26 protein-coding genes are annotated in these 25,147 nt (G+C 58.9%); 18 read left to right on the plus strand and 8 right to left on the minus strand.

The annotated features are described in order from the left end of the window. The first annotated feature begins 507 nt into the window (after nucleotides 1-507). From CD04_RS0102890 to CD04_RS0102900, 3 genes are all read left to right on the plus strand, one after another. On the plus strand, nucleotides 508-1,305 hold the full coding sequence (locus CD04_RS0102890; protein ID WP_051848876.1) for a tetratricopeptide repeat protein: 798 nt from the start codon (nucleotides 508-510) through the stop codon (nucleotides 1,303-1,305). A gap of 290 nt (nucleotides 1,306-1,595) precedes the next feature. Further along, entirely contained in the window at nucleotides 1,596-2,210 is a 615-nt protein-coding gene (locus CD04_RS0102895; RefSeq protein ID WP_051848877.1) for a GNAT family N-acetyltransferase, read from the plus strand. A 215-nt stretch (nucleotides 2,211-2,425) separates the two neighbouring features. Then, nucleotides 2,426-3,049, plus strand: a complete 624-nt coding sequence (locus tag CD04_RS0102900) for a Crp/Fnr family transcriptional regulator (RefSeq protein WP_231480441.1) — start codon at nucleotides 2,426-2,428, stop codon at nucleotides 3,047-3,049. Between the two features lie 237 nt (nucleotides 3,050-3,286). On the opposite strand, the gene CD04_RS0102905 is transcribed toward CD04_RS0102900, so the two are convergent. Next, a complete protein-coding gene (locus tag CD04_RS0102905) occupies nucleotides 3,287-4,897 on the minus strand; it encodes a DHA2 family efflux MFS transporter permease subunit (protein WP_031404303.1) in 1,611 nt (536 codons plus the stop codon). A gap of 430 nt (nucleotides 4,898-5,327) precedes the next feature. Here CD04_RS0102905 and CD04_RS0102915 point away from each other — a divergent pair, with 430 nt between their 5' ends. The 5 genes from CD04_RS0102915 (at nucleotide 5,328) to CD04_RS0102940 (ending at nucleotide 10,246) form a co-directional block, all read left to right on the plus strand. After that, the gene (locus CD04_RS0102915; protein WP_051848878.1) at nucleotides 5,328-5,861 is read left to right on the plus strand and encodes a MarR family winged helix-turn-helix transcriptional regulator; all 534 of its coding nucleotides are present in this window, start codon (nucleotides 5,328-5,330) and stop codon (nucleotides 5,859-5,861) included. Nucleotides 5,862-6,444: 583 nt separating this feature from the next. Then, nucleotides 6,445-7,788, plus strand: a complete 1,344-nt coding sequence (locus CD04_RS0102930) for a phosphatidylserine/phosphatidylglycerophosphate/cardiolipin synthase family protein (RefSeq protein WP_231480442.1) — start codon at nucleotides 6,445-6,447, stop codon at nucleotides 7,786-7,788. A gap of 543 nt (nucleotides 7,789-8,331) precedes the next feature. Next, nucleotides 8,332-8,646 carry a BON domain-containing protein gene (locus CD04_RS0102935; protein ID WP_031404307.1) on the plus strand — a complete coding sequence of 105 codons (315 nt, stop codon included), beginning with the start codon at nucleotides 8,332-8,334 and terminating at the stop codon, nucleotides 8,644-8,646. Nucleotides 8,647-8,814: 168 nt separating this feature from the next. After that, nucleotides 8,815-9,744: a hypothetical protein gene (locus CD04_RS22920; RefSeq protein ID WP_231480443.1), complete on the plus strand. Its 930-nt coding sequence runs from the start codon at nucleotides 8,815-8,817 to the stop codon at nucleotides 9,742-9,744. 40 nt (nucleotides 9,745-9,784) lie between these two features. Next, nucleotides 9,785-10,246, plus strand: a complete 462-nt coding sequence (locus tag CD04_RS0102940) for a glycine zipper 2TM domain-containing protein (protein WP_031404308.1) — start codon at nucleotides 9,785-9,787, stop codon at nucleotides 10,244-10,246. Between the two features lie 62 nt (nucleotides 10,247-10,308). Here CD04_RS0102940 and CD04_RS0102945 read toward each other — a convergent pair whose 3' ends face one another. Together CD04_RS0102945 and CD04_RS23515 are read right to left on the minus strand one after the other, a co-directional pair. Beyond that, a complete protein-coding gene (locus tag CD04_RS0102945; RefSeq protein ID WP_031404309.1) occupies nucleotides 10,309-10,530 on the minus strand; it encodes a hypothetical protein in 222 nt (73 codons plus the stop codon). 137 nt (nucleotides 10,531-10,667) lie between these two features. Continuing rightward, nucleotides 10,668-10,814, minus strand: coding sequence for a lmo0937 family membrane protein (locus tag CD04_RS23515; RefSeq protein ID WP_156030047.1), 147 nt, complete (start codon nucleotides 10,812-10,814; stop codon nucleotides 10,668-10,670). Nucleotides 10,815-10,904: 90 nt separating this feature from the next. Here CD04_RS23515 and CD04_RS0102955 point away from each other — a divergent pair, with 90 nt between their 5' ends. Then, a complete protein-coding gene (locus tag CD04_RS0102955) occupies nucleotides 10,905-12,023 on the plus strand; it encodes an IS630 family transposase (RefSeq protein WP_197033000.1) in 1,119 nt (372 codons plus the stop codon). Here CD04_RS0102955 and CD04_RS0102960 read toward each other — a convergent pair. Then, nucleotides 12,020-12,241 (minus strand): CsbD family protein, encoded by a 222-nt coding sequence (locus CD04_RS0102960; RefSeq protein WP_031404311.1) that lies wholly within the window; start codon nucleotides 12,239-12,241, stop codon nucleotides 12,020-12,022. The genes CD04_RS0102955 and CD04_RS0102960 overlap by 4 nt on opposite strands. Nucleotides 12,242-12,438: 197 nt before the next feature. On the opposite strand from CD04_RS0102960, the gene CD04_RS0102965 reads away from it, so the two are divergent. Further along, on the plus strand, nucleotides 12,439-13,515 hold the full coding sequence (locus CD04_RS0102965; RefSeq protein ID WP_051848879.1) for an AI-2E family transporter: 1,077 nt from the start codon (nucleotides 12,439-12,441) through the stop codon (nucleotides 13,513-13,515). Between the two features lie 96 nt (nucleotides 13,516-13,611). Here the strand turns inward: CD04_RS0102965 and CD04_RS22925 are convergent, their stop codons facing one another. Next, nucleotides 13,612-13,770, minus strand: a complete 159-nt coding sequence (locus CD04_RS22925; RefSeq protein WP_038167452.1) for a DUF3309 family protein — start codon at nucleotides 13,768-13,770, stop codon at nucleotides 13,612-13,614. A gap of 309 nt (nucleotides 13,771-14,079) precedes the next feature. Beyond that, complete coding sequence (locus tag CD04_RS0102975) at nucleotides 14,080-15,111, minus strand: IS110 family transposase (RefSeq protein WP_031404313.1); 1,032 nt, start codon at nucleotides 15,109-15,111, stop codon at nucleotides 14,080-14,082. A gap of 381 nt (nucleotides 15,112-15,492) precedes the next feature. On the opposite strand from CD04_RS0102975, the gene CD04_RS0102980 reads away from it, so the two are divergent. The 5 genes from CD04_RS0102980 (at nucleotide 15,493) to CD04_RS0103000 (ending at nucleotide 20,919) form a co-directional block, all read left to right on the plus strand. Next, entirely contained in the window at nucleotides 15,493-16,332 is an 840-nt protein-coding gene (locus CD04_RS0102980) for a PA4780 family RIO1-like protein kinase (RefSeq protein ID WP_031404314.1), read from the plus strand. Between the two features lie 283 nt (nucleotides 16,333-16,615). Further along, entirely contained in the window at nucleotides 16,616-17,080 is a 465-nt protein-coding gene (locus CD04_RS0102985; protein ID WP_031404315.1) for a (2Fe-2S)-binding protein, read from the plus strand. A gap of 1 nt (nucleotide 17,081) precedes the next feature. Then, a complete protein-coding gene (locus CD04_RS0102990; protein ID WP_031404316.1) occupies nucleotides 17,082-19,250 on the plus strand; it encodes a xanthine dehydrogenase family protein molybdopterin-binding subunit in 2,169 nt (722 codons plus the stop codon). Nucleotides 19,251-19,985: 735 nt separating this feature from the next. Next, complete coding sequence (locus CD04_RS0102995; protein WP_031404317.1) at nucleotides 19,986-20,552, plus strand: CoxG family protein; 567 nt, start codon at nucleotides 19,986-19,988, stop codon at nucleotides 20,550-20,552. A gap of 85 nt (nucleotides 20,553-20,637) precedes the next feature. Then, nucleotides 20,638-20,919 carry a hypothetical protein gene (locus CD04_RS0103000; RefSeq protein WP_031404318.1) on the plus strand — a complete coding sequence of 94 codons (282 nt, stop codon included), beginning with the start codon at nucleotides 20,638-20,640 and terminating at the stop codon, nucleotides 20,917-20,919. Nucleotides 20,920-21,180: 261 nt separating this feature from the next. Here the strand turns inward: CD04_RS0103000 and CD04_RS0103010 are convergent, their stop codons facing one another. Next, complete coding sequence (locus tag CD04_RS0103010) at nucleotides 21,181-21,909, minus strand: flavin reductase family protein (protein ID WP_231480444.1); 729 nt, start codon at nucleotides 21,907-21,909, stop codon at nucleotides 21,181-21,183. 113 nt (nucleotides 21,910-22,022) lie between these two features. On the opposite strand from CD04_RS0103010, the gene CD04_RS0103015 reads away from it, so the two are divergent. The 3 genes from CD04_RS0103015 (at nucleotide 22,023) to CD04_RS0103025 (ending at nucleotide 23,701) form a co-directional block, all read left to right on the plus strand. Then, nucleotides 22,023-22,664, plus strand: coding sequence for a SagB/ThcOx family dehydrogenase (locus CD04_RS0103015; RefSeq protein WP_031404320.1), 642 nt, complete (start codon nucleotides 22,023-22,025; stop codon nucleotides 22,662-22,664). A gap of 48 nt (nucleotides 22,665-22,712) precedes the next feature. Beyond that, the gene (locus tag CD04_RS0103020; RefSeq protein WP_031404321.1) at nucleotides 22,713-22,922 is read left to right on the plus strand and encodes a ChaB family protein; all 210 of its coding nucleotides are present in this window, start codon (nucleotides 22,713-22,715) and stop codon (nucleotides 22,920-22,922) included. A 383-nt stretch (nucleotides 22,923-23,305) separates the two neighbouring features. Further along, a complete protein-coding gene (locus CD04_RS0103025; protein ID WP_031404322.1) occupies nucleotides 23,306-23,701 on the plus strand; it encodes a DUF302 domain-containing protein in 396 nt (131 codons plus the stop codon). A gap of 136 nt (nucleotides 23,702-23,837) precedes the next feature. Here the strand turns inward: CD04_RS0103025 and dmeF are convergent, their stop codons facing one another. Continuing rightward, complete coding sequence (gene dmeF / locus CD04_RS0103030) at nucleotides 23,838-25,145, minus strand: CDF family Co(II)/Ni(II) efflux transporter DmeF (RefSeq protein ID WP_031404323.1); 1,308 nt, start codon at nucleotides 25,143-25,145, stop codon at nucleotides 23,838-23,840. Between the last annotated feature and the right edge of the window lie 2 nt (nucleotides 25,146-25,147).

Genomic DNA, 25,147 nt, shown 5'->3' on the forward strand with positions numbered 1-25,147 from the left:
CACTGAACTGTCCCCGCTTGATGCGATTCAAAACTTGAACTGCGCCTGGGTTCATCGTCGAATGCCATGCGTCACCGGGCGCGCCGGCAACGCGACCGCCTCGTCAGGGCCTAGAAATTCGTTGTGAAACTGCGGCAAAGCTGAGATCATTACGTGCCTTGCGAAAATAATCCCTTAGTCGGGCTTTTGCGACAAAAATTTCCTTGAATTACAAAGACTTGCCAAGGAAATGATGCTGCTGTCCCGCAGCGGCGACAAAAAAGGGCATTTTGGGGTGCATTTGGCGATCCGCAGCGGCCGGTGCGGCGCAGATGTAGACAAGGCATTGATTCAAAGAGGAAAGCGCTGAGTGGCACGAGAGTTGCTCGGATACGGAGCCCAAGTGCACCATGTCCATCAGTCAACGAGCATCGCGGCATGCTCTCTTATGCTTTTCCTCTTATGTTGACTCGTGGAACCGGTGCTGGGTCTTTTGAGACAAAGCTCACGTAGCAAGGAGGCTTGATCATGCATGCAGACCAGATGCCAATGACGAACTCGCCAGCAACCGAGGATCCCAATCATCTCGCCATCTCGCCGCTTGGCGCGATGGCAGTTGATCAGCATGAAGCGCTAGCCATGGGTTTGCATTGCAAGGCGATGCGCGACTATAGCCAAGCGGTTGCGTGGTTCTTGAAATCGGCACAACAGGGCAACGCGCCCGCCCAATATCACTTGGGGGCCCTCTACAAGCAAGGCAACGGTGTTGTGCAAGATTTCGCGAAGGCGGCATTGTGGTTTGGAAGGGCAGCCGCGCAGGGATATGCAAGGGCGCAAAGTGGCCTCGGTCTTCTTTACAAGAACGGGCAGGGAGTCACAAGGGATTTCATACGAGCGTTTGGCTTGCTGCGGGAGGCTTCCGAGCAAGGGCTTAGCACGGCGCAGTATCACCTCGGCGATCTTTACGCGCAGGGTCTGGGCGTGGCTGAAGATCTCGGGCAGGCCGCGTTCTGGTTTGCCCGGGCCGCCGAACAAGGGTGCGGCTCTGCGCAATACCGTCTTGGCGTTCTGTATCAGGAGGGACGAGGCGTGAGCCAGAATCTCGCGCAGGCGGCCAACTGGCTGCGCAAAGCCGCCGAGCAAGGTTGTAGCCCTGCCCAATTGCGCTTGGGGATGCTTGGCCAAATTGGAATGACCGTCGGAGCCGATGATCAGACTGCATCTTGGTTGCGCAAAGCAATCGATTACGGATATGTCGAAGCCGGGGCGCTCGACAAGTCGCGGCAACCCCCGCGGGGATCAACCCCGGAACATCCGCCCGTTTAGGCGCTGCGTGACGGAGGGAGTATTCTCGGGTTGCTTCGGCATGGGATGGTGCTATGCGCGACATCGCAAGGCTCTGGGCGTTCCAATCTGAGTTCAACGCAGGGCCATGCGAGGTTTCGTATGGCGGCCAGCGGCCTCGACATATTTGGTGGCGAGTGCTTGGAAGCAGAAAAGACTGGCGAGATGCATCGTCTATCGCAATTGCATCGAGAGTGAGGCTTTGCCCAACGCCTCAGAGCTGCTATGTTGTCTTGGACGGCCAAGTTGTGGCATGAAGGCGAGAGAGCGCGATGAGCACCGAGACGACTGTTCTGCCATATTTCAATCAGCCGGCACCGGAGATCGTTCCGATGGTGCACCTTGAGGCTGGGCACAAGGGTGCTCTCATGCAACATTTCTTGACCCTGACCTCGCGTGACCGGTACCTGCGGTTTGGGTACGCCATCAGCGATGAACAGATGCAGAACTACATCAACCAGATCGACTTCGATCAGGACGAGATTTTCGGCATCTTCAATCACAAGCTCGAGCTCATCGCAGTTGCCCATATCGGCATTTCGCGAATGCCTAAGGACACAGGTGAAGCCGAGTTTGGGGTATCCGTAATTCCCAAGGCTCAAGGCAAGGGTTTCGGTTATCGTTTGTTCCAGCGTGCGGTGCTGTTCGCGCGCAATCATGGCATCCAGACGCTGACTTTGCAGTGTTTGAGCGAGAACGGCCCCATGATGCACATCGTGCGCAAAGCTGGCATGACCGCTCAGAGTAGCCACGGGGAAACTATGGCAAGCCTGAAGATTCCTCCCGCGAATTTGCCGAGCGTGCTGGATGAGTGGATGCAGTCGGCGTCGGCAAGAGCTGACTTAGCGATCAAGAAAATGACTTACCGGGCGGCTGCGCCAGGCTAGATTGCATCGCCCCGCGAAGCCTAGAGGTAGGTAGGGTCAAGGTTGGCATGTACATGCGCGTTATGAGAGGGTTCAAACACGACTTACTGGCCGCGACCATGAAAACAATCCCCGCTGCGACTGTCCAACAATTCCACAAACCGCATCCATGTGACCGGTGCTACCAAAGTCGGTTCTGCTTGCCGACTGCGTTGCCCCGAGAGCAGTTGGGTCGGATGCGAGAGATCGTGCACAGCACGATGCAAGTGGAAAAGGGCGAGTGCCTTTTCAGTTCAGGCGCGGCAATGGACAAGGTGTATGCGGTACACGTGGGTTCGTTCAAGTCTGTGGTGCATACGCCGGATGGGCGGCATCAAATCCTTGGCTTTCACGTTCCGGGCGAGTTGATGGGTCTGGAAAATCTTGTTGCACAGAGGTACGCCATCGACGTTGTCGCTCTGGAGGAGAGCGAAGCATGCGAAGTCAACGTTCGAGACTTGGAACTCGCTGCGCGGGACGTGTCCACATTGCAGCATCAACTGCATTGTCTTATTGGCGACCGCTTGGCGCGCGCCCAAAAAGACCAGTTCAACCTGGGTAGCGCACATGCCGAGGAACGCCTGGCACGATTCCTACTTGATCTTTCCCAGCGCTTCAAGGCCAGAGGCTTGTCACCGTGGCAATTTACGTTGCACATGAGCCGGGACGAAATAGCAAGCTATCTTGGCCTGAAGATGGAGACGGTGAGTCGGCTTTTATCCCGATTTCATCGCGATGGGCTTATCAAATTGAGCGTTCGAGAGTTGCAGATCACCGATCGAGAGGGATTGGCTTCCCTAATCGCTCCGCTTGAGCCCTAACGCAGAGTCGTTTTCGCGCATTTCAGCGGGCGTTGGCGGCGGTCAATCAACGCGAAAGCTGGTGGGTGCGGCCCGCATGCGGAATCGACCGGCTTATACCGGTTGCTTTCCTCGTGGCGTCTGTTGGCTTAGACCCATTTTTGCACGCGTTAAGCGGGGATCTGTTTTACCAGGGCAGGTCAGACCCACTGGAGTCTTTCACGAGGCGCAAAGCGGAGGAATTGAGCAAGTTGATGCTCAATGCACGCCAGCAGCGTCAGCGCTTGCCGCCGAACGCGGGGACGGCTTGACGAGCCAGACGAGCATGATCATCGCAAGAAATAGCCAAGCGCTCAGGCGGAACATCTCGTCCACTGAGATCGTATAGGCCTGCTGGTCGATGAGGCGGTTGATCAACCCCAGCGCCTGTTCATGGCTGAAGCCGCCCTGTTGCAGGCCCTGGATGACGGAGTCCGAGACCGGGTTGCCCGCGTAGATATGGCTGGCAAGCTGTTCGTGGTGCAGGCTGGCGCGGTCGCTCCATACTGTGGTGTAGATCGAAGTACCGAATGAACCCGCTGTAATGCGCACGAAGTTCGACAAACCAGCCGCTGAGGCAATGCGCTGCGGAGGCAAGCCGCCGAGGATGATGCCCAGCAGCGGGATGAAGAACGTGGCCGTGGCGATGCCTTGAATCACCGTGGGGATGGAGTATTCCCAGTAGCTGTCGCCCGTTGTGAAGTGCGAGCGCATCCAGAACACGTATGCAAAGACAAGGAAGGAAAATGACGTCAGCCAGCGTGTGTCGACGAGACTCGCGTAACGCCCGACGAAGGGCATGAAGACCAGAGCAAAGACTCCAACCCAGGCCAGCACGCCTCCTGCGTCAGTTGCCGTGTAACCGATGTACTCCTGAAGCCACAGGGGTAGCAGCACCAGGCTGCCGAAGTACATGCCGTAGGCCAGCGCCAGCATGACGGTGCCGAGGGTGAAGTTGGGCAGATTGAACAGAGTGAGGTCCACCACCGGATGATCGTCGTAGATTTCCCAAATGAGAAAGAGCACAAAGCCGCTGAAAGCGCTCACCGCCAGTGCCACGATGACGTTGGAGCCGAACCAGTCGAGTTCCTGTCCCTTGTCCAGCATGATCTGCAGCGACCCCACCCAGATGACCAGAAGGCTCAGCCCCGTCCAGTCGATCGGAAGCTTGCGGATCGGGGTCTCCCGGTCTTTGTAGATGGCCAGCGTGACGAGCGCACAGATGATGCCCACGGGCACATTGATATAGAAAATCCACGGCCAGGAAATGTTGTCGGTAATCCAGCCGCCGAGAAGGGGTCCCGCGATTGGCGCAATCAGCGTGGTCATCGACCACATGGCAAGCGCCATGCCGGCGCGCTGCGGCCGGTAGCTCGACAGCAGGAGCGTTTGCGACAGGGGAATCATCGGGCCTGCGCTGGCGCCCTGCAGCACGCGGAAAAGGATCAGGACTTCCAGGCTCGGCGCCTGGCCGCAGAGGAAGGAAAACAGGGTGAACAGCAGGATGCTGGAGAGAAAGACCTTGACCGCTCCGAAGCGCTGGGTGAGAAAGCCGGTGAGTGGCACGGCGATGGCATTGGCCACGCCGAAGGATGTGATGACCCAGGTGCCCTGCGACGAGCTTACGCCCAGATCGCCTGCAATCGAGGGGATCGACACGTTGGCGATCGAGGTGTCGAGCACGTTCATGAAGGTCGCCAGGCTCAGCGCAATCGTGCCCACCACGAGGGCACTGCCCGTGAGCGGTTTGAGGTGCGTGGGATGAGCAACAGGTGCTGGATCCGGAGTGGCTCCTGCAGCGGCCTCTTCAACGGTGGTGATGTCGGTCATGGGTTGGTGCCGTGATCATTTGGGCACTTTGCCTGCAGGAGAAATGAAAGCCGATGCTGTGCGCCTCGTCCAGACCGGTGGGGATCGCGCCGGCACTGTCGGCATTCACGCGTTCATCGGTTGCCCCGGTTTTTCTTCCGGGGACGTGATGGGGGAGCACTGTGGTTCATAGTTCGGCATCAATCGTAACATGTGGGATCATATCGAACGATTGAATAGCAAGGTGCGCTGTAGGGGGCGCGCTTGATGCAGTGCTTGTTTCAGGCGTGCATAGAGGTCTGGGTTATCTTTCAATCTCCGTGCCAAGTTTGATGCCGCTGAGCAGTGTCTTGGCGCACTGGTGGCTGCGGCGAGAGGTAAACATCATTTTTTCGCAGCGCCGAACTTGCGCGAACGCGGCGCGTTGACAAACGGAGGCAATCGACCCCATATGATGGACATTGCACGCAATTTCGGATTTTTATTCAGTGAGGTGAGTCGACGATATGTCCAGCGCTTTGAGAGGAAGGCGCAGAAGATGTCATTGACGCTTCCGACGTGCAAGGTGCTGGCTTACCTCGAACGAAACGCAGGAATCAGTCAGGCAAGGCTTGCCGAGCTTACAAATATCGAACCGATGACGGTTGTGCGGATCCTTGACCGGATGGAAGCGGAAGGGCTGGTTGAACGCAGGCAGGATCCCATCGATCGACGAGCGCACTGCCTTTGCCTGACATCACAGGCAAAGCCCGCATTGGACGAAATCTGGCGCCTCGCCGACCAGACTCGTGCAGAGATATTTGCGGGCGTCAGCCAGGCGGAACGCACAGCTTTTCTCCATGTTCTTGCGCGCTTGGCACACAACCTCAGGGTCTTGGAAGAACCGTCGATCGACGGCGACCCAGGGGTGGCGCAACCATCACCCGGGAGAAAATCACTCGCCAGTACGCGCTGCACACGGATTCCGGTTGACCGCACGCGCTGACAAAACGCCCTAGTGTCGGACGTCTGACGGGGCCCAGCGGCGCAATTGGTATGCCTGCGGGAGGGAGCCGCGCTCCTGATTCAGGCCCGTTGCTGATTGTCAGGCTTGAGCTGGCGCATTGGCCTTAGGGAGACAAGGCCGGGTAGGGCATGGATCGCATCAAACTTTGTGCGAATCGGTGTAGGCGAGATCATGCCTGCATTCCTCGTCCGAATGTTGCGCCGAATCGACGAGCAGGGCGCCGCGCTTGTTCATGTCCTGAGGCTAAACTGCGGCGCATGCCTCGAGTTCGCGGGGAACGGGCGCTGCCATTTGGCGTCGCGAGGAAAGGATCATGCGCTTGGGAACCTATCAGTTGGTTTTTCTGGTGCTCTTGGTCATAAGGGCCATCGCGACCGATTTGCGGTTCGCGCCCAATGAAGCACGCGGTGCCGGCCACCGAGGGCATGTGCTTGGCATGTTCTTGTTGTCAATCGTGACAACGACACGCTGGCAAAGGGCTAGCACGGCGTACCAGCGAACCTCGACTGCCGCATGCATGCGGTACAACCCCGAGCGTCTTACCTGTGCCTGACCTGTGAGGTTGAATTTTCTCCGTCGATTGCCGCAATCGTTGATTGCGCTACCCAACAGAGGCCTGCGTACAGTCTCTCGTATCCGCTTGAAATCGGGAAGCGGGATTCTTTCAGTCGTGCAAAGTCGGGACATTCTTGATGGGATAGGCGGCGGGGGACGAGGTCCTGACCTGTTTGCGCGTTATCTGGCCCTTGAAGAAGCGATTGTGGGAAGTCCTTTGAGCACTGGAAACCGGGTGCTTCTGCTTCAAGATGGTCCAGCCACGTACCAAGCCATGTATGCGGCCATCTTGGGTGCGCAGGACCACATCAACATCGAAACGTACATCTTGGATGATGACGCTGTTGGGCAAAGTTTTGCGCAAGCTCTGATCGACAAACAGCGTGAAGGCGTCCAAGTCAACATGATTCACGACAGCATCGGTACCTTCACGACCCCAGCTTCATTCTTCCAGCGGTTGGCCGAAAGTGGTATTCGCGTGCTTGAATTTAATCCTGTGAATCCTTTGTCGGTGCGTAAAGTCTGGGAATTGAATCGGCGCGACCACCGCAAACTGCTGATCGTGGACGGGCGCATTGCTTTCCTGGGGGGAATCAATATCAGCAGCGTGTATTCGGGCGGATCATTCAACGCTGGCTCGCGCATGGGTCCTGACACTGCGCTGGCGTGGCGCGATACCGATCTGCAATTGGAAGGGCCAGTAGTTGCGGAGTTTCAAAAGCTCTTTCTCGCCGCATGGGACAAGCAGTCGGGGCAACCACTGGCGTTGAGGAAGTATTTCCCGACGATCAAGAGTGTCGGCCATGAGGTGGTGCGCGCGATCGGCAGTTCGCCAGAGGACTCCTACAGCCTGATCTATGTGACCCTTCTCTCGGCCATTCGTAACGCGCGAGTTAGCGTGCACCTTATCAATGCTTACTTTGTTCCCGATCCACGTTTACTCGCAACTCTTGAGGCGGCGGCTAAACGTGGTGTGGACGTCACTCTAATCTTGCCCAGCCGGACGGATGCTTGGCTCGTCTTCTACGCGGGCCGCAGCTACTACGGGCGATTGCTCCGTTCGGGGGTGAAAATCTACGAGCGGCGAGGGGTCATCTTGCACTCAAAAGTGGCTTTGATCGATGGCGTTTGGGCCACGATCGGATCGACCAATTTGGACTGGCGCAGCTTTCTCCACAACTACGAAGTGAACGCTGTGGTGCTCGGCGTGAACTTCGGCAACCAGGCCCAAGCCATGTTCAGCAAGGATCTGGATGGCTCCGAAGCAATCACGCATGATCAGTGGAAGCGCCGTCCCATGGTTCAGCGGGCGAAGGAGATGTTCGCCCGCATGTGGAAGTACTGGTTGTGAGGAGCAGGCCGTCTTAGGTGCGCTGTTGGCTTAGGCCGGGCCAAGGGTCAGCGCCACGACGTTTCGTCAGCTCGATGCGTCAGATCAAGGGACTTCCGCTGGTACGCAGAATTTGCATATCCGACAAAATAAGTTACATACTTGCGCATTGTGATACGAAGGGCTAGCCTTCAGCAATCAATCGTGAATTGGTGGCCGTGATTTGGTTGAGTCTGCCTGCCTGGTTTGGGCAAAGGAAGGTGCGGCGGGATGCATCGCCCATTTTTTATAAGTGGGCTTGGCGCGCTTGTCGGCAGTATTGAAGGCAAGAGCGGCTGTGGTGCCGGGATTCAGTGGATTCTGTATTGCTTCCGGGGCCTCAGGTCATGGCGTTAATGCGCATGTTGGCTAGACACAAATCAAAGAGGGCCCTGTGCTTTTCCTGTTTATCGTCAAAGTGCCATTTTTGCCGGCGGAGGCTCGCAGTTGGTGTCCGAGAATCATCTAGGGTTGGAATCACCATCTCCGCGTCACATTTCGCTTTCATCTTCTTGGGGGCTCATCATGAAGCAAGTCAACAGAGTTCTTTCGGCGGTATTTCTGGCCTTTTCGCTGCTTTCCGTCGTGGGTTGTGCGTCGACAGCAAAGCAGGAGGGAACCGGTGAGTACCTTGATGACAGCGTCATTACTGCCAAAGTGAAAGCTGCCATATTGGGTGACCCCACGCTGAAGGTCGCCGAGATCAACGTCGAGACTTTCAAAGGCGTCGTTCAACTCAGTGGCTTTGTGAGTTCACAAGCGGATATCAACAAGGCAGTGGAGTTGACCCGCAAAGTCCATGGTGTTGTCTCTGTCAAAAACGACATGCATGTCAAGTAACGCAGGATCGGATGCGGCTCGCGCCATCTCTGGATCACACCGGAACGTCAGCGAGAGCCGCATGCGTGTTCGTGCTGGGATGCCTCACATGGCACAGAGTGCAGACGCGCACGTTCTCGGCTTTTAATCGGAGGTAGAACTATGCGCTACGCCATTTGCATTCTGTGCATGATGGTTTTCTCGGTGACTTCGGCCACCGCACAGGTGAGTATCGGTATAGGGCTTCCCGGATTGAGCATCGGCATCAACATGCCGGTATATCCGGCTTTCGTTCGCGTGCCGAACTATCCCGTCTACTACGCTCCTGGAGTGTCCTCGAATTACTTCTTTTATGACGGTGTGTACTGGGTTTTCCAGAACGACAATTGGTATGCGAGTTCTTGGTACAACGGGCCTTGGACGTTTGTGAATCCTGACGCGGTTCCGCTGTTCGTCCTGCGCATCCCTGTGCGCTACTACCGGGCTCCACCAACTTATTTTCGCGGGTGGCAACCGGATGCGCCGCCCCGTTGGGGCGAACACTGGGGTCCGCAGTGGGAGCAGCACCGCCGTGGATGGGATCAGTGGAATCACAGTGCAGTGCCTGCTCCGGCTCCACTGCCCACCTACCAGCGGCAGTATTCAGGGGATCGGTATCCTCGCGCCGAAGAGCAGCATATTCTTCGCAACGAGAAATACCGCTACGCGCCGCGCGATCCGATTGGTCGTGAGATCTATCAGGAACAGAACAGGCAAGGGGGGCCTGGACCTTCCCAGCAGAAGCCCGCAGCAGTGCCGCAACAGAGAAGCCCCGCGCAGCACGGCATCCAGCGATCGAACCCTCCTGGACAGTCCCGGCAGTACAGTCCAGGGGCGCCCTCTGACAGGTCCCCGCAACGGCAGGGCGCCAGTCCTCAGCGCCCATTACAAGCCCCAGCGCCGGTACAGCAAAGAGGCCCAGCTACGCCGACCCCACGCGCTGCGCCACAGCCAGGCCCAGCCCAGCGTCAAGTGCCAAACTCAAGCCCGACACCGATGCCACAAGGGAAGGGGTTGAAGCAAGGTCAAGGTCAAGGTCGCGAGAAGGACGACCAACGCGGGCAGGGGCGTAATCAGTAACTCCTGTATTGCCCAACTTAATGAACATGAGGAGCGCATCATGAAACTGTTGAACGGATTGCGTGTCGCGCTTGGTCTGGTGGCAATCTTGCTGCTGGGTGGATGCGCCTCACCCGGCTATCCCAGCTCGACCAGCTACCCAACAAATACCACCGGGTACGCAGGGTATGGTGTTATCCAATCCGTTGAACTGGTCAAACAGTCGGGTACTGCGAGCAGCGGGATCGGCGTGGGCACGATTGCAGGGGGCGTCGTCGGAGGCATCCTTGGCAATCAAGTTGGCTCCGGAACCGGGCAAACCGCGGCCACCATCGGAGGGGTTGCAGCCGGTGCATATCTGGGTCATCAACTGGAAAAAAATCAGCAGGGTTCAGGCAACGTCTATCAGTTCACCGTGCGCATGGACAACGGGTCCTATCAAACATTGACTCAAAGCACGAGCGACAACTTTCAAGTGGGCGAGCGTGTACGCGTACAAAATGGCGCCCTCATGCGCCCCTGATTTCTATGGCGACGGCAGGGTGGTCACAGCGCGGTTGACCCATCTTGTGTTGCGGAAGCCAACTAGCGCTTGTTGCCTCCCACCAGCAGGAGTACCCCACCGGCCACAATCGCCCCGACGCCAGCCCAGATCGGAATGTTGACCGTTTCCTTTTCCTTGACCGACAGTTCGATCGGTCCCAGCTTGGCCTCATGGGTCTGCTTCGTGTAACTAAAACCTCCATATACCAAGCCCAAGACCCCTGCGAGGATCAGAGCGAGTGCTGCAATCCGAAGTGGATTCATGACGTCTCCCGTTATGCAAACACATGCCGGATCCTCGGAAGAGGAGCCGCATCATGGCGTTTTCCTCGCTGACTGACGAACTTCAACCAACTCCTGCGGTTGAACAGCTAAACCATATCGAATCCCGCTCAACCCCGTCAAGAACGTCGGCCTTGAATGACATTGAGCACAATCAGCACGATCGCAATGATCAGAAGCACATGGATGAAACCCCCCATTGTGTACGAGCTGACAAGCCCAAGAATCCAGAGAACAACCAAAACAGCCGCGATAGTCCAGAGCATTCTTTTTCTCCTTCTAAAACGATCTGACGATTCAATAAGCTAGTGTAGTGAATCATTCTTAAGTGAACTTAATGTCTTGCTGCATCTCCAATGTTTTACTGTGGACTGGCGTGGAGAGAGCGAGTGCGAGTTGCCCCTGAGATTGTTTTGACCAATGAGGAGCGAGCCGAGTTGACGAAGCTGGCTCGTTCCAAGCTCACCAGCGTGAGGCTGGCGCAACGCGCACGCATCGTGCTGCTGGCTTCGCAGGGCATGCAGAGCAAGGAGATTGCCGCCGAGCTGGGCATTGGGCGAGTCCAGGTCTCGCGCTGGCGCGAACGCTATGCCGAGTTCAGGCTTGCGGGCATCGAGCACGACTTGCCGCGCGGGGCACCGCCGGTGACTGTGGATGTGGCGCGCCTCATCGAACTGACCACCCAGCGCAAGCCCGAGGCGGCCACGCACTGGAGCACCCGAACCCTGGCCGCCGAGTTGGGGGTCAGCGCAGCCAGCGTCTCGCGGCATTGGCGCAAGAACGGCCTGAAGCCCCATCTGGTGCGTGGCTTCAAGGTCTCGCGCGACCCGAAGTTCGTCGAGAAGCTCGAAGACATCGTGGGGCTGTACCTGTGGCCGCCCGAGCACGCCTTGGTGCTGTGCTGTGACGAGAAGAGCCAGGTGCAGGCGCTGGACCGCACACAGCCTGGGCTGCCCCTGAAGAAGGGGCGTGCGCAGACGATGACGCACGACTACAAGCGCAACGGCACGACTACGCTGTTCGCGGCGCTGAACGTGCTCGACGGCCAGGTCATCGGCCAGTGTCAGCAGCGCCACACCCACACCGAGTGGCTGAAGTTCCTGCGGCAGATCCACCGCGAGACGCCCAAAGGCAAGACGCTGCATCTGATCGCCGACAACTACGCCACGCACAAGCATCCTGCCGTACAGGCTTGGTTGACCAAGCATCCGCGATTCAACATGCACTTCACGCCGACCTCGGCGTCGTGGCGGAACAGGGTCGAGCGCTTCTGCCGCGACATCACCGTCAATCGGCTGCGCCGCGGCGTGTTCACCAGCGTGCCGCAGTTGATCACTGCCATTGATGAGTACGTTGCCCATCACAACACCAAACCCAAGCCGTTCATCTGGACCAAGAGCGCTGCCGACATCCTGCAGAAGGTCATTCGTGCCAACAGTCACTTAAGTTCTAAACAGAATGCAACACTACACTAGCTCTTCTTGAACCATGAGTCACTCGCCTTGCGTTGCCATTCGGCAATTTGTTCATCAGCTTTGTCCTTGGCAACGCCGTAGCGCTCCTGGATCTTTCCGGCGAGCTGCTCGCGCCGACCTGCCACGACATCAAGGTCGTCATCGGTCAACTTCCCCCACTGCTCCTTGGCTTTCCCGGTGAGCTGTTTCCAGTTACCTTGAATTTGATCCCAGTTCATTTCAGAGTCCTCTCATGATTGCGGTAGAACACGAGCCCTTGTTGGATATCGAAACGGGTACGCACTGTTTGTTACAGTAGTCCAAACCTAGGCCAATTGCCAGGAATCATTTCGCCGAATTTTCGACACGATTGAATGGCAGCGGTCATGCCGGCTCGATCAGCTGCTTTCCATCAAACGGCTCCCCGATAATCAAGATGATTCCACCTGATGATCATTCATCCGCGCGTTCGGAGAGCGGGGTGCTTCTTGCCCTTTTGGTCGTCGTCTCACTCGCGTTCGGGTGGATTCTGGTGCCGTTTTATGGGACGGTCTTGTGGGGGTCGATCATTGCGTTAACCTTCGCCCCCTTGTACCGGGCGCTGATTGCGCGTCTGAATGGACGCCGCACGCCAGCGGCACTTTTGACACTGATCATCGTCGCGTTGATCGTCGTGATTCCTTTTGCGCTGATCACCGCCTCGCTGGCGCGCGAGGCAACGCTGCTGTACCAAAGAATGCAGTCGGGAGCGCTCAATCCAGCGATTTACTTCCGCGGGGTGTTTGACGCGCTCCCCCAATGGGTTCTGGGGCTGATTGAGCGGTTTGGGCTGGCTGACTTCGATAGCCTACAGCGACGACTGGCCATCGCGGTAACGCAGGGCATGCAGTTCATTGCGACGCACGCTCTCAGCATCGGTCAGAACACCTTTGCGTTCGTCGCCAGCCTTTTCATCACCCTGTATCTCGCTTTCTTCCTCATCCGCGACGGCGACGGTGTAGCGCGCGCCGTGCAGCAGGCGATTCGTCTGGCGGCCGAGCACAAACAGGAGTTGCTAAACAAGTTCACCACGGTGCTCCGTGCCACGGTCAAGGGCAACCTGCTGGTGGCAGCCGTCCAGGGCGCCCTGGGTGGCATCGCTTTCTGGCTCCTCGGCATCAATGCGGCCTTGCTATGGGCGGTGTTGATGGGTTTTTTATCGTTGTTGCCTGCGGTCGGTGCCGCCTTGGTGTGGTTGCCTGTGGCAATCTATTTGCTCGTGACGGGCGCCATTTCGCATAGCATCGCGCTCACTGTCTACGGCGTGCTTGTGATCGGCCTGACTGACAACCTGCTGCGCCCGATTCTCGTGGGTAAAGACACGCGATTGCCTGACTATGTGGGCATGATGGCGACACTTGGTGGCATGGCGGTCTTCGGGATCAATGGGTTCATCTTGGGCCCAGCCATCGCGGCCATGTTCATCGCGGTCTGGCACATCTATGGCACGACGCGTGGCAACGCTATGCCCTAAGCCGCGCATTGGGTAATTCGGGGCGTTGCCTTACAGCCAATACTCCCACGCCCGCGCGAATAATTCCCTGATCCTCTCGCAGTGCGGGCGTCTTGGTCACAGCCGCCCAGTCAACAAAAGCACGACGATGATGATCACGACTAACCCCAGCGCACCGCTCGGGCCGTAGCCCCAGTTTCGACTGTGTGGCCAAGTCGGGATGACACCGATGAGCAACAGAATCAATACGACAAGCAGGATGGTTCCCAAGCCCATGATCTTCTTATATGGATGCCTCCCGGCGATCAAGAGCAATCGGCGTTGTGCTGTGAAGAGTCGGCTGCCGCCTTATATCCGGCCTCGATCGCGGGTTGTCTGGTTGCCCAGACGCGCCGCCGGCCCCGATGTCATTCGCGGACAAGCGCCTCATCTCCTAGAGCGGACTGTTGAAGTCCGACAACGGATTCAGGTTTGGCTTGCCCCGGTCCGACCGGTTCACATCACGCTGCGTCTTGCTGCCTCATCGCCTACAAAGGCGGTCCATTCCTTTCATCAAGTAAGAGTTGATCCATGGTCACCGTTCGTTCAGGCCGCTTGCGGCCGCACGCTGCGGTGGCCCCTCTGGTAATCCTGTTGTCTGGCCGTGACGGCCCAGATCGTCCGCGCCATCTTGGCCGCCTGGGCCACGATGACCACGTTGGCCGGGCGCCGCTGCCGGATCTGCTCCAACCATGGCCCCGGTTCCTTGGCGTGCGTGAGCACGGATCGCGCGCCGTGGATCAACAGCGTTCGCACGTAGGCGTCGCCGCGTTTGGAGATGCCCTGCAGGCGGATCTTGCCGCCCGTGCCTCGCTGTGCGGGCACCAGGCCCAGCCAGGCGCAGAACTGGCGCGCCGAGCCGAAAGCGCGGGCGTCGCCCATGGTGGCGATCGCCGCTGTGGCGGTGAGCACCCCGACGCCGGGGATCTCGGCAATGCGCCGCATGTCCGGATCCTGGCGGAGTTGCCATGCCAGACGCTTGTCGATGGCGGCGATGTCCTCGCCCAGCGCCTTGATCCTTTGCACCTGCTCGCGCAGACTGTCGGCCACCATCTGCGGCAGCGCCGTCGAGAGTGCCTCCAGCGCCGCCTCGACCTCGCCCAGCATGGCCCGGCTGCCCTTGGCGAAGACGGTGCCGAACTCGTACAGCAATCCGCGCAGCGCGTTGGTCTGCATGACGCGCATCTTCATCAGCAGCTCGCGCTGGCGATGCAGCGTCAGCGTGGCCTGCTGCGCCAGCGACTTGACTCCGACGAACTTGGTGCCCGGCTGCTGCACCGCCAGCCAGATCGCTCGCGCGTCCGTCGCATCGGTCTTGTTGCCCGACACGAACGGCCGCACCGCCCGGGCGTGCAGCAGCCTCACCTCATGGCCCAGCGCGCGCAGCTCGCGCGCCCAGTGGTGCGCCCCGCCGCAGGCCTCGATGCCGACCAGGCACCGCGCCCGGTTGGCGAAGTGCTCCAGCACCTTGGCCCGCTTGATCTGCACATTGGCAATCTCGCCCGTGAACATGTCGACCGTGTGCATCTGAAACACCAGCTTGGCGATGTCCAGCCCCACCACCTGCAGGCCGTCCATCGTGCCGATGATTTGCCCTGCGCTCATGCCTGTCTTACGATTCATGTCGGGTCTCCGAGGGTGTTTGTGAAGACCGTGGTCTATCACGTCCTGGGCACATCGATGCCGTATCCACTCGGGGACCCACCCCGCCACCCTGGCGGCCAGGTCGACTCCGAACGGCCTCGCGTTCATCTCCATACTCCTGTCTCAGTCCCCGCAGGGAGGGAGGCATCCATCACATCTCCGAGAAACCCCGCCGTTCAGGGCAGCGAGCGAAGAAGCGCCAATCGTTGATGTTGTCGAGTTATTGCTGAAATCGAGCTTCGTCTTTCCGAACCCCCACGCGGGTCAAATATCCGCGCGGACCCCGTGTTCGCATGCAGGGCGCAAAATGTACTGATGAAAGCACCCCCGCGCCTGCAACCCCTGATCAACGAGGGTTTGATCGATACAGTGGTACGCCAGCTCACAAGTGGCAAAGAAGCCATGGTCTATGTTGTCCGCCGGGGCGAGGAGGTGTGCTGCGCCAAGGTCTACAAGGAAGCCACTCAGAGGAGCTTTCGCCAAGCAGTGGACTATACCGAGAATCGCAAGGTGAAAAACACGCGCCAAGCGCGCGCGATGTCCAAGGGTACACGCTTCGGGCGGCAGGCGCAGGAAGCAGCGTGGCAGAGTGCTGAAGTGGATGCGCTTTATCGACTTGCGGGCGCTGGTGTACGCGTTCCAAGACCCATCAACTTTTGCGATGGTGTGTTGCTGATGGAGTTGGTTGTTGCCGAAGACGGGGACGCCGCACCGCGGCTGAACGACGTCATCTTCACGCAGGAACAGGCACGCTTGCACCACACGATGATCCTGCGTGAAGTCGTACGCATGCTGCGCGCCGGAATCGTTCACGGGGACCTCTCGGAGTTCAACATCCTCCTTGGGATCGACGGCCCCGTCATTATTGATTTGCCCCAGGCAGTCGACGCGGCTGGCAACAACCACGCGAAGCGGATGCTATTGCGTGATGTGGCGAATCTGAGTGCGTTTTTCGCTCGCTTTGCGCCAGAGCTGCGAAACACGCGACATGGCGAGGAGATCTGGGATCTATACAGCCGCGCAAGCTTAGACCCCGGAGTCGCACTCACCGGGGAGTTTGAATCCCACGAGCGCGCGGTGGACTTAGGCGGCGTTCTAAGGGAGATTGATGACGCGCGCATCGAAGAACAATTACGCCGACTGCGCGCTCCCTAGATGCAGCTTGCGGCGGTGGCTGCATCGGCATCGAGCGGCGGCTGAGCGCAACATGCTCGCGATCCCGATGAAGCGGCGGGCATGTGAGCGGTAGGGCAGGGGGCCATGCCGCGGCAACGGTCTGCAGCGGGAGGAGGCGGGTCATGGCGTCACATGCAAGCCGTCGCGGGGCCATTTTGTGACAAGCAGAAACACGCACCGTTAACTAAGATGGCTTTCAGTCCGTCGAACTTTGACGGCTGTCAGACGCGGATCGCGTGTGTTGCGGAACTGGAGGGGCATCATGATTCGATTCAATCTCAATGGCCAAGCGCATGCCTTGGATGTCAGCCCGGATACGCCTCTGCTTTGGGTTATTCGCGACCACCTCCAGCTCAATGGCACCAAATACGGCTGTGGGATTGCGGAATGCGGCGCCTGCACAGTTCATCTCAATGGGGCGGCGGTGCGTTCGTGCCAGATTCCGGTATCGTCTGCCGATAGCGGCGAGGTCGTCACGATTGAGGGCTTGACGGGGCCTGAGGCGAAGGCCGTTCAGGCGGCGTGGGTTGCCAACGCGGTTCCGCAATGCGGCTACTGCCAGTCCGGGCAGATCATGTCAGCAACCGTCTTGCTGCGGCAGACTCCTCGCCCCACGGATGAGCAGATTTCCGAGTTCATGCGTGGCAATATCTGTCGCTGTGGAACCTACCAGCGAATTCGTGCAGCCATTCATCAAGCATCACAAGCATTGCACGAGGGGGCTTGAAATGCGTTCCATCACGATGCCCGCACGGCGCCAATTTCTGAAAACGTCAGCATTAGCCGGTGGCGGATTAATGCTGAGTCTGTACCTGCCTGTACGCGACCGGATGGCGCAAGCCGGCGGCATCGCAGGTGATGCGGACGAGGCGCTTTTTGTGCCGAACGCATTTATTCGGATCACGGCCGACAACTGGGTGACGTTGATGGTCGATAAATCGGAAATGGGGCAGGGTGTGATGACGTCCTTGCCCATGTTGCTGGCCGATGAGATGGATGCGGACTGGACGCGCGTGCACATCGAGCAGGCGCCTGCTTCTCCGGCTTACGTTAACCCCATGCTCGGCATGCAAGCCACTGGCGGCAGCACCAGCGTGCGGAGCTCTTGGCTGGCATTGCGTCAGGCCGGTGCTGTGGCGAGGGCGTTGCTGCTTGAGGCGGCGTCGGCGCAATGGAATGTGGATCGTGGCAACTGCCATGCCAGGTCGGGCGTCATCTACGGACCGGCTGGGCAGCAGGCCAGCTTCGGAAGCGTGGCTGCTGCAGCGGCCAAGTTGCCTGTGCCGGTAGACGCCAAGCTCAAGGATCCCAAGGACTTCACCCTCATCGGCAAGCCCGTTGCGCGTGTCGATGTGCCGTCAAAGACTAATGGGACGGCGGTGTTTGGTATTGACGTGCAAGTGCCGGGAATGCTGATTGCCTCCGTGGTGCAATGTCCGAGCTTCGGTGGCAAGCTGGTCGCGGTTGATGATCGTGCAGCCTTGAAGGTTCCAGGCGTGCAAGCGGTTGTCCCCATCAGCAGCGGCGTTGCGGTCGTTGCGACTGACTTCTGGTCGGCAAAGACGGGACGAGAGGCCTTGAAGATCCACTGGGATCGAGGGCCCGACGCGACAATGGACGACGCGTCCATCCTGGCAATGTTCCGCGAAGGGGCCAAAGAGGCCGGCGCGGTGGCCTGGCGGGTGGGTCAAGGCGATGCGGCGCTGCAGCAAAAGCCCGGCTGGACAATGCTCGAAGCCACCTATACGGTTCCGTTTCTTGCGCATGCCACAATGGAGCCGATGAACTGTACTGCCCATGTGCAGAAGGACCGTTGTGACATTTGGGGTCCGACCCAGGCGCAAACCTTCAACCAGATCACGGCAAGCAAGATCACTGGGCTTGCGCAGAGCGCCATCTATGTGCACACCACCTTTCTCGGCGGCGGCTTTGGTCGGCGCTTTGAGCAGGATTTCGTGGCCCAGGCCGTGGAGATTTCGAAGGCTGTTTCACGCCCAGTCAAAGTGATCTGGCTGCGCGAGGACGACACGCGCCACGACGCCTACCGCCCCGCAAACCTCGCTATCCTGCGCGCGGCAATCGGACCTGACAAACAGTTGGGCGCATGGAGCCACAAAATCGTCGGGCCGTCCATCATGTCGCGCGTCTTCCCGTCGCACGTCAAAGGTGGACTCGACGAAACCTCGGTACAGGGAGCGGTCGATTTGCCCTATGACTTGCCCAATGCGCAGACGCGTTATGTCATGCGTAACACGCCCATTCCGGTTGGTTTCTGGCGCTCGGTCGGTCATTCGATCAATGCGTTCACGGTCGAGTCGTTCATGGACGAAGTCGCACACGCGGCGGGGCAAGACCCGTATCAATTCCGTCGCGGCCTGCTGGGCCACGACAAGCGGGCATTAGAAACGCTCGACATCGCAGCGCGTATGGCAGGTTGGGGTCAGCCCCTGCCGCCTGGGCATTTTCACGGGATCGCCATGCATCACTCCTTCGGCTCCTATGTTTCGGAGGTGGCAGAAGTTTCAGTGAGCAAGACCGGTGAAGTCCGTGTGCATCGCGTCAGTTGTGCCGTTGATTGCGGGCATGTGGTGAATCCCGACACGGTGCGAGCGCAGATGGAAAGCGCCATTAATTTTGGATTGACGGCTGCGTTGCTTGATGGGATCCAGGTCCGTGACGGCGGGGTTGTGCAGGCAAACTTCGACACCTATCGCATGCTGCGGATCGATGCGGCGCCACATATTGCGGTCCACATCGTTCCAAGCATCGAAGCCCCGGGCGGGATCGGCGAGCCCGGTACACCGCCCATCGCGCCGGCCGTGACCAATGCAATCTTTGCTGCGACGGGCAAGCGCGTCCGCCAGCTCCCCATCAGTACGCATCAGCTCAGGACCTGAGCGAGACGAGCCCGCTGGAGCAACGCCCGCCGCCGCAGCGGCGGGGAAGACCCCGCGGCATCTTTACCGCTGCAGGATTCTGCGCGGTCTGCGGTGCTGATTTTTTGTGTGACCAGTGGTTGCCTGCGGCGCTGTGCACAATCCAGTGTGACATGCAGGACCGGCCCGGAGTACAAGAAAAGATCGGGTTCAGCGGAGAACCGCATCATGATGATCTGCGCGTGTGATGGTCTCACGCCATTGCCCGATTGTGGACCAAACAAATTCGGGTAACTTCGCATTAGCTTCGATCATGCACGGGCTATAGTCGAAGCAGTGCAGCTCCTCAGCTCGAAAGGAAGGGGATGGGACGTGGCGTAAACGGCGGACCCTCCTGTGTGGCGTTAACTTGGTCTTCGCGCAGGCGCAAAGTCGAGCGTCGATCGACCGGCGCAGACGTGGGGGCTTGCGTGGGGCGGCTTGGCTTCTCAAGGGGCGTTCGCCGACGCCGCCCCCTGGATTGAGGCGGACGGAGCCCGGGTGAAGGCGATGTGGTTGATCGGCGACTTTGGTTGGGTGGAGTCGTTGTCCAGGATTTGTTTGCGTTTTGTTTGCGCTATGCGGGAGCGATATGCATGTTCAAGCCCGGTCAGCCGGGGCTAACATGAAACGGCGTTCAATCTTGCCGGACAGAACAAGCATGTCGGGTGAAGATCGCGGCTGATTACCAACAATCTACCAACAATCGAGGTGGTCATGGACGTTCAAGGCAAACGCATCATTCCTTTGACACCAGTGAAGACTTGGGAGGCGCTGAATTCGACGCGCATGCTACGGGCATCGATCCCGGGTTGCGAATCGGTCACTCAGTCGGGCGACAACTCTTTTGAGGTTGTTCAGGTCTTGAAGCTCGCGGGGCATGAGACACGCTTCACGAGTACCTTGACTCTGGAGGACGTGGACCCTCCACACAGCTATGTGCTCCGCTTCAGCGGGAATGGTGGCCAGGGCGGTTTCGGGATGGGGCATGCCTTGATCGCGCTGCAAGCCATTGATGGCAGCACACAGATGAACTATCAAGCTGACATCGAGGTCGGCGGCACACTTGCGCAAATGAGTCGCAGCGTGGCAGAGGTCGCAGTGAAGGGCCTGATGGACGATTTTTTCAGCCGCTTTGAGCGCGCCGTCCGGGGTGAGGTCGGCGATCTCGCACCGCGGGGCATGGTTGAGCGTCTTTGGTTCATGATGCCCCCCTGGGCTTGGGCGGTCTCGACGCTCGTAGTCGTGTTTATTCTTTATTGGGGCTTGCACGGGACCTGGTGAAGGGGTTCTGAGGATTGCCTTCATCGATAAGCATGCCACGTGTCGAGCTTCGTGGCGTCGCAAAGCCACACGCTTCTGGGGGTTGATGACCATGCCGCGCAAATGCGTCGAGATCGAGCTTGCACAGACGGTTGTTTTTCGTGATCGAGTCCTGCTCAAGAGTGCACGAGGGAACATCTATGCGTGGGCCATCAAGGAGGAGCTTGCCCGAAGCCGAGAGGACTTTTTTTTGTTAATGGCTAGGCCGGGCGATATCTTGCGTTTGGAAGTTGAGTACCGCGACAGCCACGATCCCCATAGCCGGTTTATCGGGGAATACGTCATCAGCGTCGAACTGCCCAAACTGACTGAGGACAAGGGCTATTAATCAGCGTATTGGACTGCCGCGGCGATGCCGCGGTTTGTCGTGCCGCTCCAATGCACCGCATCGGCATGGCCACCGTGGCGCAAAGGCGCAGGAAGGCGATGGTCGGCACCAGCGTAGTCAGGCTTGCCAACCGCCCGAAGGGCCGGGCGCTTGTGCTGGCGCACGGCGACGGCACACGGGGTTTGTGCGCGAGGCGGCGCTCAGGATGCGCTTGCAATTTGAACCGGTTACGGGGACATATGGGACGGTTCCTTCGCCATCTCATTTCATGCGGGACGGCAGGCGAATCGTGTCGCCAGCGACCATGAAAACGCCATTTCCACGATGATGGAGTGTCTTTGGATTTTTGTTGGATGGATCCACCCACGTCTTTAGGACTTCAAGGATGAACATTCCATACTTGTTAACCAACCGTGTGTCGACGACCTTGCATTCCAGGCTGGCGTAGCACTCGTCGATGATCGGCGCAGCGACCGTGGTGGCAGCTTTGGCTGTCAAGCCAAACTGTTCAAACTTGTCGATGCCTCGACCCGAGGCGTTGCCGCATGCGACGACCTGTGGTGCGAGTTCAAGCGTCGGAATATTGATCACGCATTCCCGCGTCTTTTTCAAAATGGAAAAGGTGTAATCCCCATCGCCAAGGACGCATGCCACCGCTGGCGGCTCGAATTCGACCATGGTGTGCCACGACAGGGTCATGACGTTATTGCGCCCCTTCATTGACGTCGTGAGCAAAACCACGGGTCCCGGTTCAAGCAAACCATAAACGTGAGCTAGGGAAAGCTCTGTCTTGCGCATGCCGATGCTCCAACACCATTTGCTGCGTCGACGCGAATGAAACCAGGCCCATTCGCCGTCCAATGTGATGCGGCCGTCCCTTGCTCGGCCATTTCGCAGGCTCCCATGCAGGGCCACTTCTTGTGCACAAGGGCATGTACGGGGCGCGATTGGACGGCTAGGGCGACATGTATAACCACCCTTCTCGTTCATGCTAGGGGCCGGCGCAAGTTAATCAAGTCTGTTATTTGCGATAGGTCAAACGGCTTCAGGCAATTCCGACTAGCCTGCTCAATGGGGGCAGGCCGATCGAGTGGAGGAAGTCGATGAGTACGATCACGAAGCTGGCGCTGGGGATGATGGGGCAACTGCGCCCAAAACCCGCGCGGGGGGATGCGGCGACATCAATCGTGTTGCCGCCACCGACCATGCACGGCGGCGCGCAGTTGATGGACGCATTGCGCATGCGGCATTCATCGCGCGAGTTTTCGTCTGCCGAGCTTCCGTTGCCCTTGCTATCGGATCTGCTGTGGGCGGCCTATGGGGTGAACCGGTCCGAAGGCAAGCGCACAGCTCCCTCGGCCCTGAACGCCCAAGAGGTCGATGTCTTTCTCGCCTTGCCATCCGGTGCCTATCGGTACGATGCCGCCGCCAATGCGCTGCATCGGGTCGCAGCAGGCGATTTGCGTCGCATCACGGGCTATCAGGACTTTGTCGACGACGCCCCATTGGATCTTGTTTATGTCGCCGACCATGGGCGGATGGGTATGGTCCCCGTGACGCAACGCGAGTCCTATGCGTCTGTCGCTGCCGGTGCGATCGCGCAAAATGTTTACCTGTTTGCCGCCTGCCATGGGCTGGCCACGGTTCTACGCGCATGGATCGATCGGGGCGCCATTGCGGATGCGCTTGGCTTGACCCATGATCAGCAGGTCTTGTTATCCCAAACTGTGGGATATCCCCCATAGGCGAGTCCTTCGTGGTGCGAGGTGCACGGTCACAATGTGAGGGCCGAGATGCCATACGGGTCGAATTTCGATCTTCCACCATCCGTGCGCGAGCATTTGCCCGAGCATGCTCAGGACATTTTTCGTGAAGCATTCAATGCCGCTTGGGATACCTACGGTGAACGACCCGAAGAACGCGAGGCATTGGCGTTTCGCGTTGCTTGGGCGGCAGTCAAAAGAACCTATCGGAAGCTCGGCCGCGATTGGGTTCCAAAGTGAGTGATTCGTCCGCAGCTGCAAGGTCGGGGCGCGGATCGCCTGCCGGCGCTGCAAGCTCGCCATTTGTCTTGCGCGCCAGGCTGTCTGCCTGAGGCAAGCGTCGTGAATTCCGCAGCCCTGCTGCAGCCCCGAATAATCGGGCAGGTTTGGTGTGCCCTCAAGGACGGCGTTCGTCGCGCATCTGCCCTTGCCAGAACCTCGGCAAAGGCGCCACGTACTATGCTGATGCAGCTACCGCGTGGCATCATGCCACGCAAGCGGGGGTCGACGCTAACGCCTCGACCCTTCGAGCCTTCCCGGCGGGTGATTGAAATGCCGCTTCCGCTGGACGCCCAAGAGCATTCAGCAAACGAAAATTTGCGAAATCATCGGAGAACCACGCTATGTCATCATATGGATTTTCAGTCACGATCGAAGGGCCCTTCGAGGCTGCTGTCGACAAGGTCACGGCCGCTTTGAAGCAGGAAGGCTTTGGCGTTCTCACAGAAATTGATGTTGCCCAAACGATCAAAGGAAAACTGGGACTTGAAATGGCACCGTACAAGATTCTTGGCGCCTGCAACCCCGGCTATGCACACAAGGCATTGACTGCGGACCCGGACATCGGACTGCTGCTGCCCTGCAATGTGGTCGTGCGGCAAGAAACCGGCGGGCGTGCCCATGTGAGTTTCATGGATCCAGAGGCGGTTCTTGGTATGGTCGGGAATGCGCAGGTCACAGCGATCGGGCAAGAGGTCCGTGCGGCTCTGGAGCGTGTGCGCGCAACGCTCGGCCAATGAGTGTCATGGGTTCACGCTTCCTCGCCCATCGCCATTAAAGGCGCTGGGGATGGCTGCGAATCGAGCGTGGTGGCCAGGGGACATGCCCAGGGTGGCCTAAGCGCCCGTTCACCAGCCACGAATTGAAAAACGCGCCTCAGGCCTGCCTTGACCCGAGGGCCTCATGGTCCGAAGGGGTGCTTACCTCCATCGTCAGATGGGATATGTCGTGAAACCGCGAAAGCAGGCGTCGATAATGGGCAACATCGCGAGCGCCGGTGCGACTTCGAACAGCCACGATCGCTCCGAGGTGACCCGGACCAAGGCGCCAAAGGTGAAGATCGGAGATGCTGTCGCCCTGCGCCTTCACCAGAGCAGTGATGTCACGACTCAGGGCTGTGTCCGGATTCATGTCCAGCAAGATTGCGCCGGTGTCTCGGATCAATCCAAGGGACCAGTTGGCGATGACAACAGCGCCCACGATACCCATCACGGGATCCATGAAGGTCAGTCCGTAGAACTTGCCTGCCGCAAGCCCGAGAATGGCCAGGACGGAAACCGCGGCATCGGCCGCCACGTGCACAAACGCGGCGCGCATGTTGTGGTCGCGATGGTGGCTGCCATGTGCACCGGTGGCGTGCGCATGGCCCTCGGCTTCGCTGTAAAAGATGCTCTGCGTGAATGGAGTTCCACCAGCACGGATTTCCACACGCGCCTCGAAGGCGTGGGGCTCGGGGATGCTATTCGTTGACTCCCAATAGCTCCCGGCATCGCGGAATCGAAACGTCTGCGATTGCCCGTCGGCTCGCAGGGTCGTCAAAGTGACGTCCGAGCACGCAAGGGATCCTGGGGCTGAGCCAGTCGACACGTACTGAATTCGAAAACGCGGCGGCACGCCATCTTCATGGATGGCGATTTGCAGCGACCCAACCGGGGTTTCAACGACATGCGTGTCGTCCTCATGCCCATGTGCGCCGTGTTTTGGGCCGTGCGAATGCCCGTGTGCGTGTGCACCGCCGCTGAGAAGCCAGGCACTCGCGACATTCACGACCAGGCCGAGGAACGCAATCGCAATCGCCTGATTGAAGTCAATGTGCACTGGTTCAATCAGGCGTGCGATGGCTTCATAGCCAATGAGCAACGCAATCATCGCCAAGATGATTGCACTGGAAAAACCCGCGAGATCCCCAACCTTGCCAGTGCCAAAGCTGAATCGGGAGTCACGGGCGTGCGTGCGTGCGTAACGGTAGGCGAGCGCGGCGATCAGCATGGCAGCAGCGTGAGTACTCATGTGCATGCCGTCAGCAATCACTGCGAGAGAGCCGTAACGCCAGCCGCCGACCAGTTCGACAACCATGACGACCGTACACAAGACGATCACCGACCACGTCTTGCGCGCGTTGCGATCGTGGCCCTCGCCGAGAAAGATGTGGCTGTGCTCTGCGTCAAATGGGGTGGCGGCCATGT

It is taken from the genome of Thiomonas sp. FB-Cd (assembly GCF_000733775.1).
Classification (GTDB): domain Bacteria; phylum Pseudomonadota; class Gammaproteobacteria; order Burkholderiales; family Burkholderiaceae_C; genus Thiomonas_A.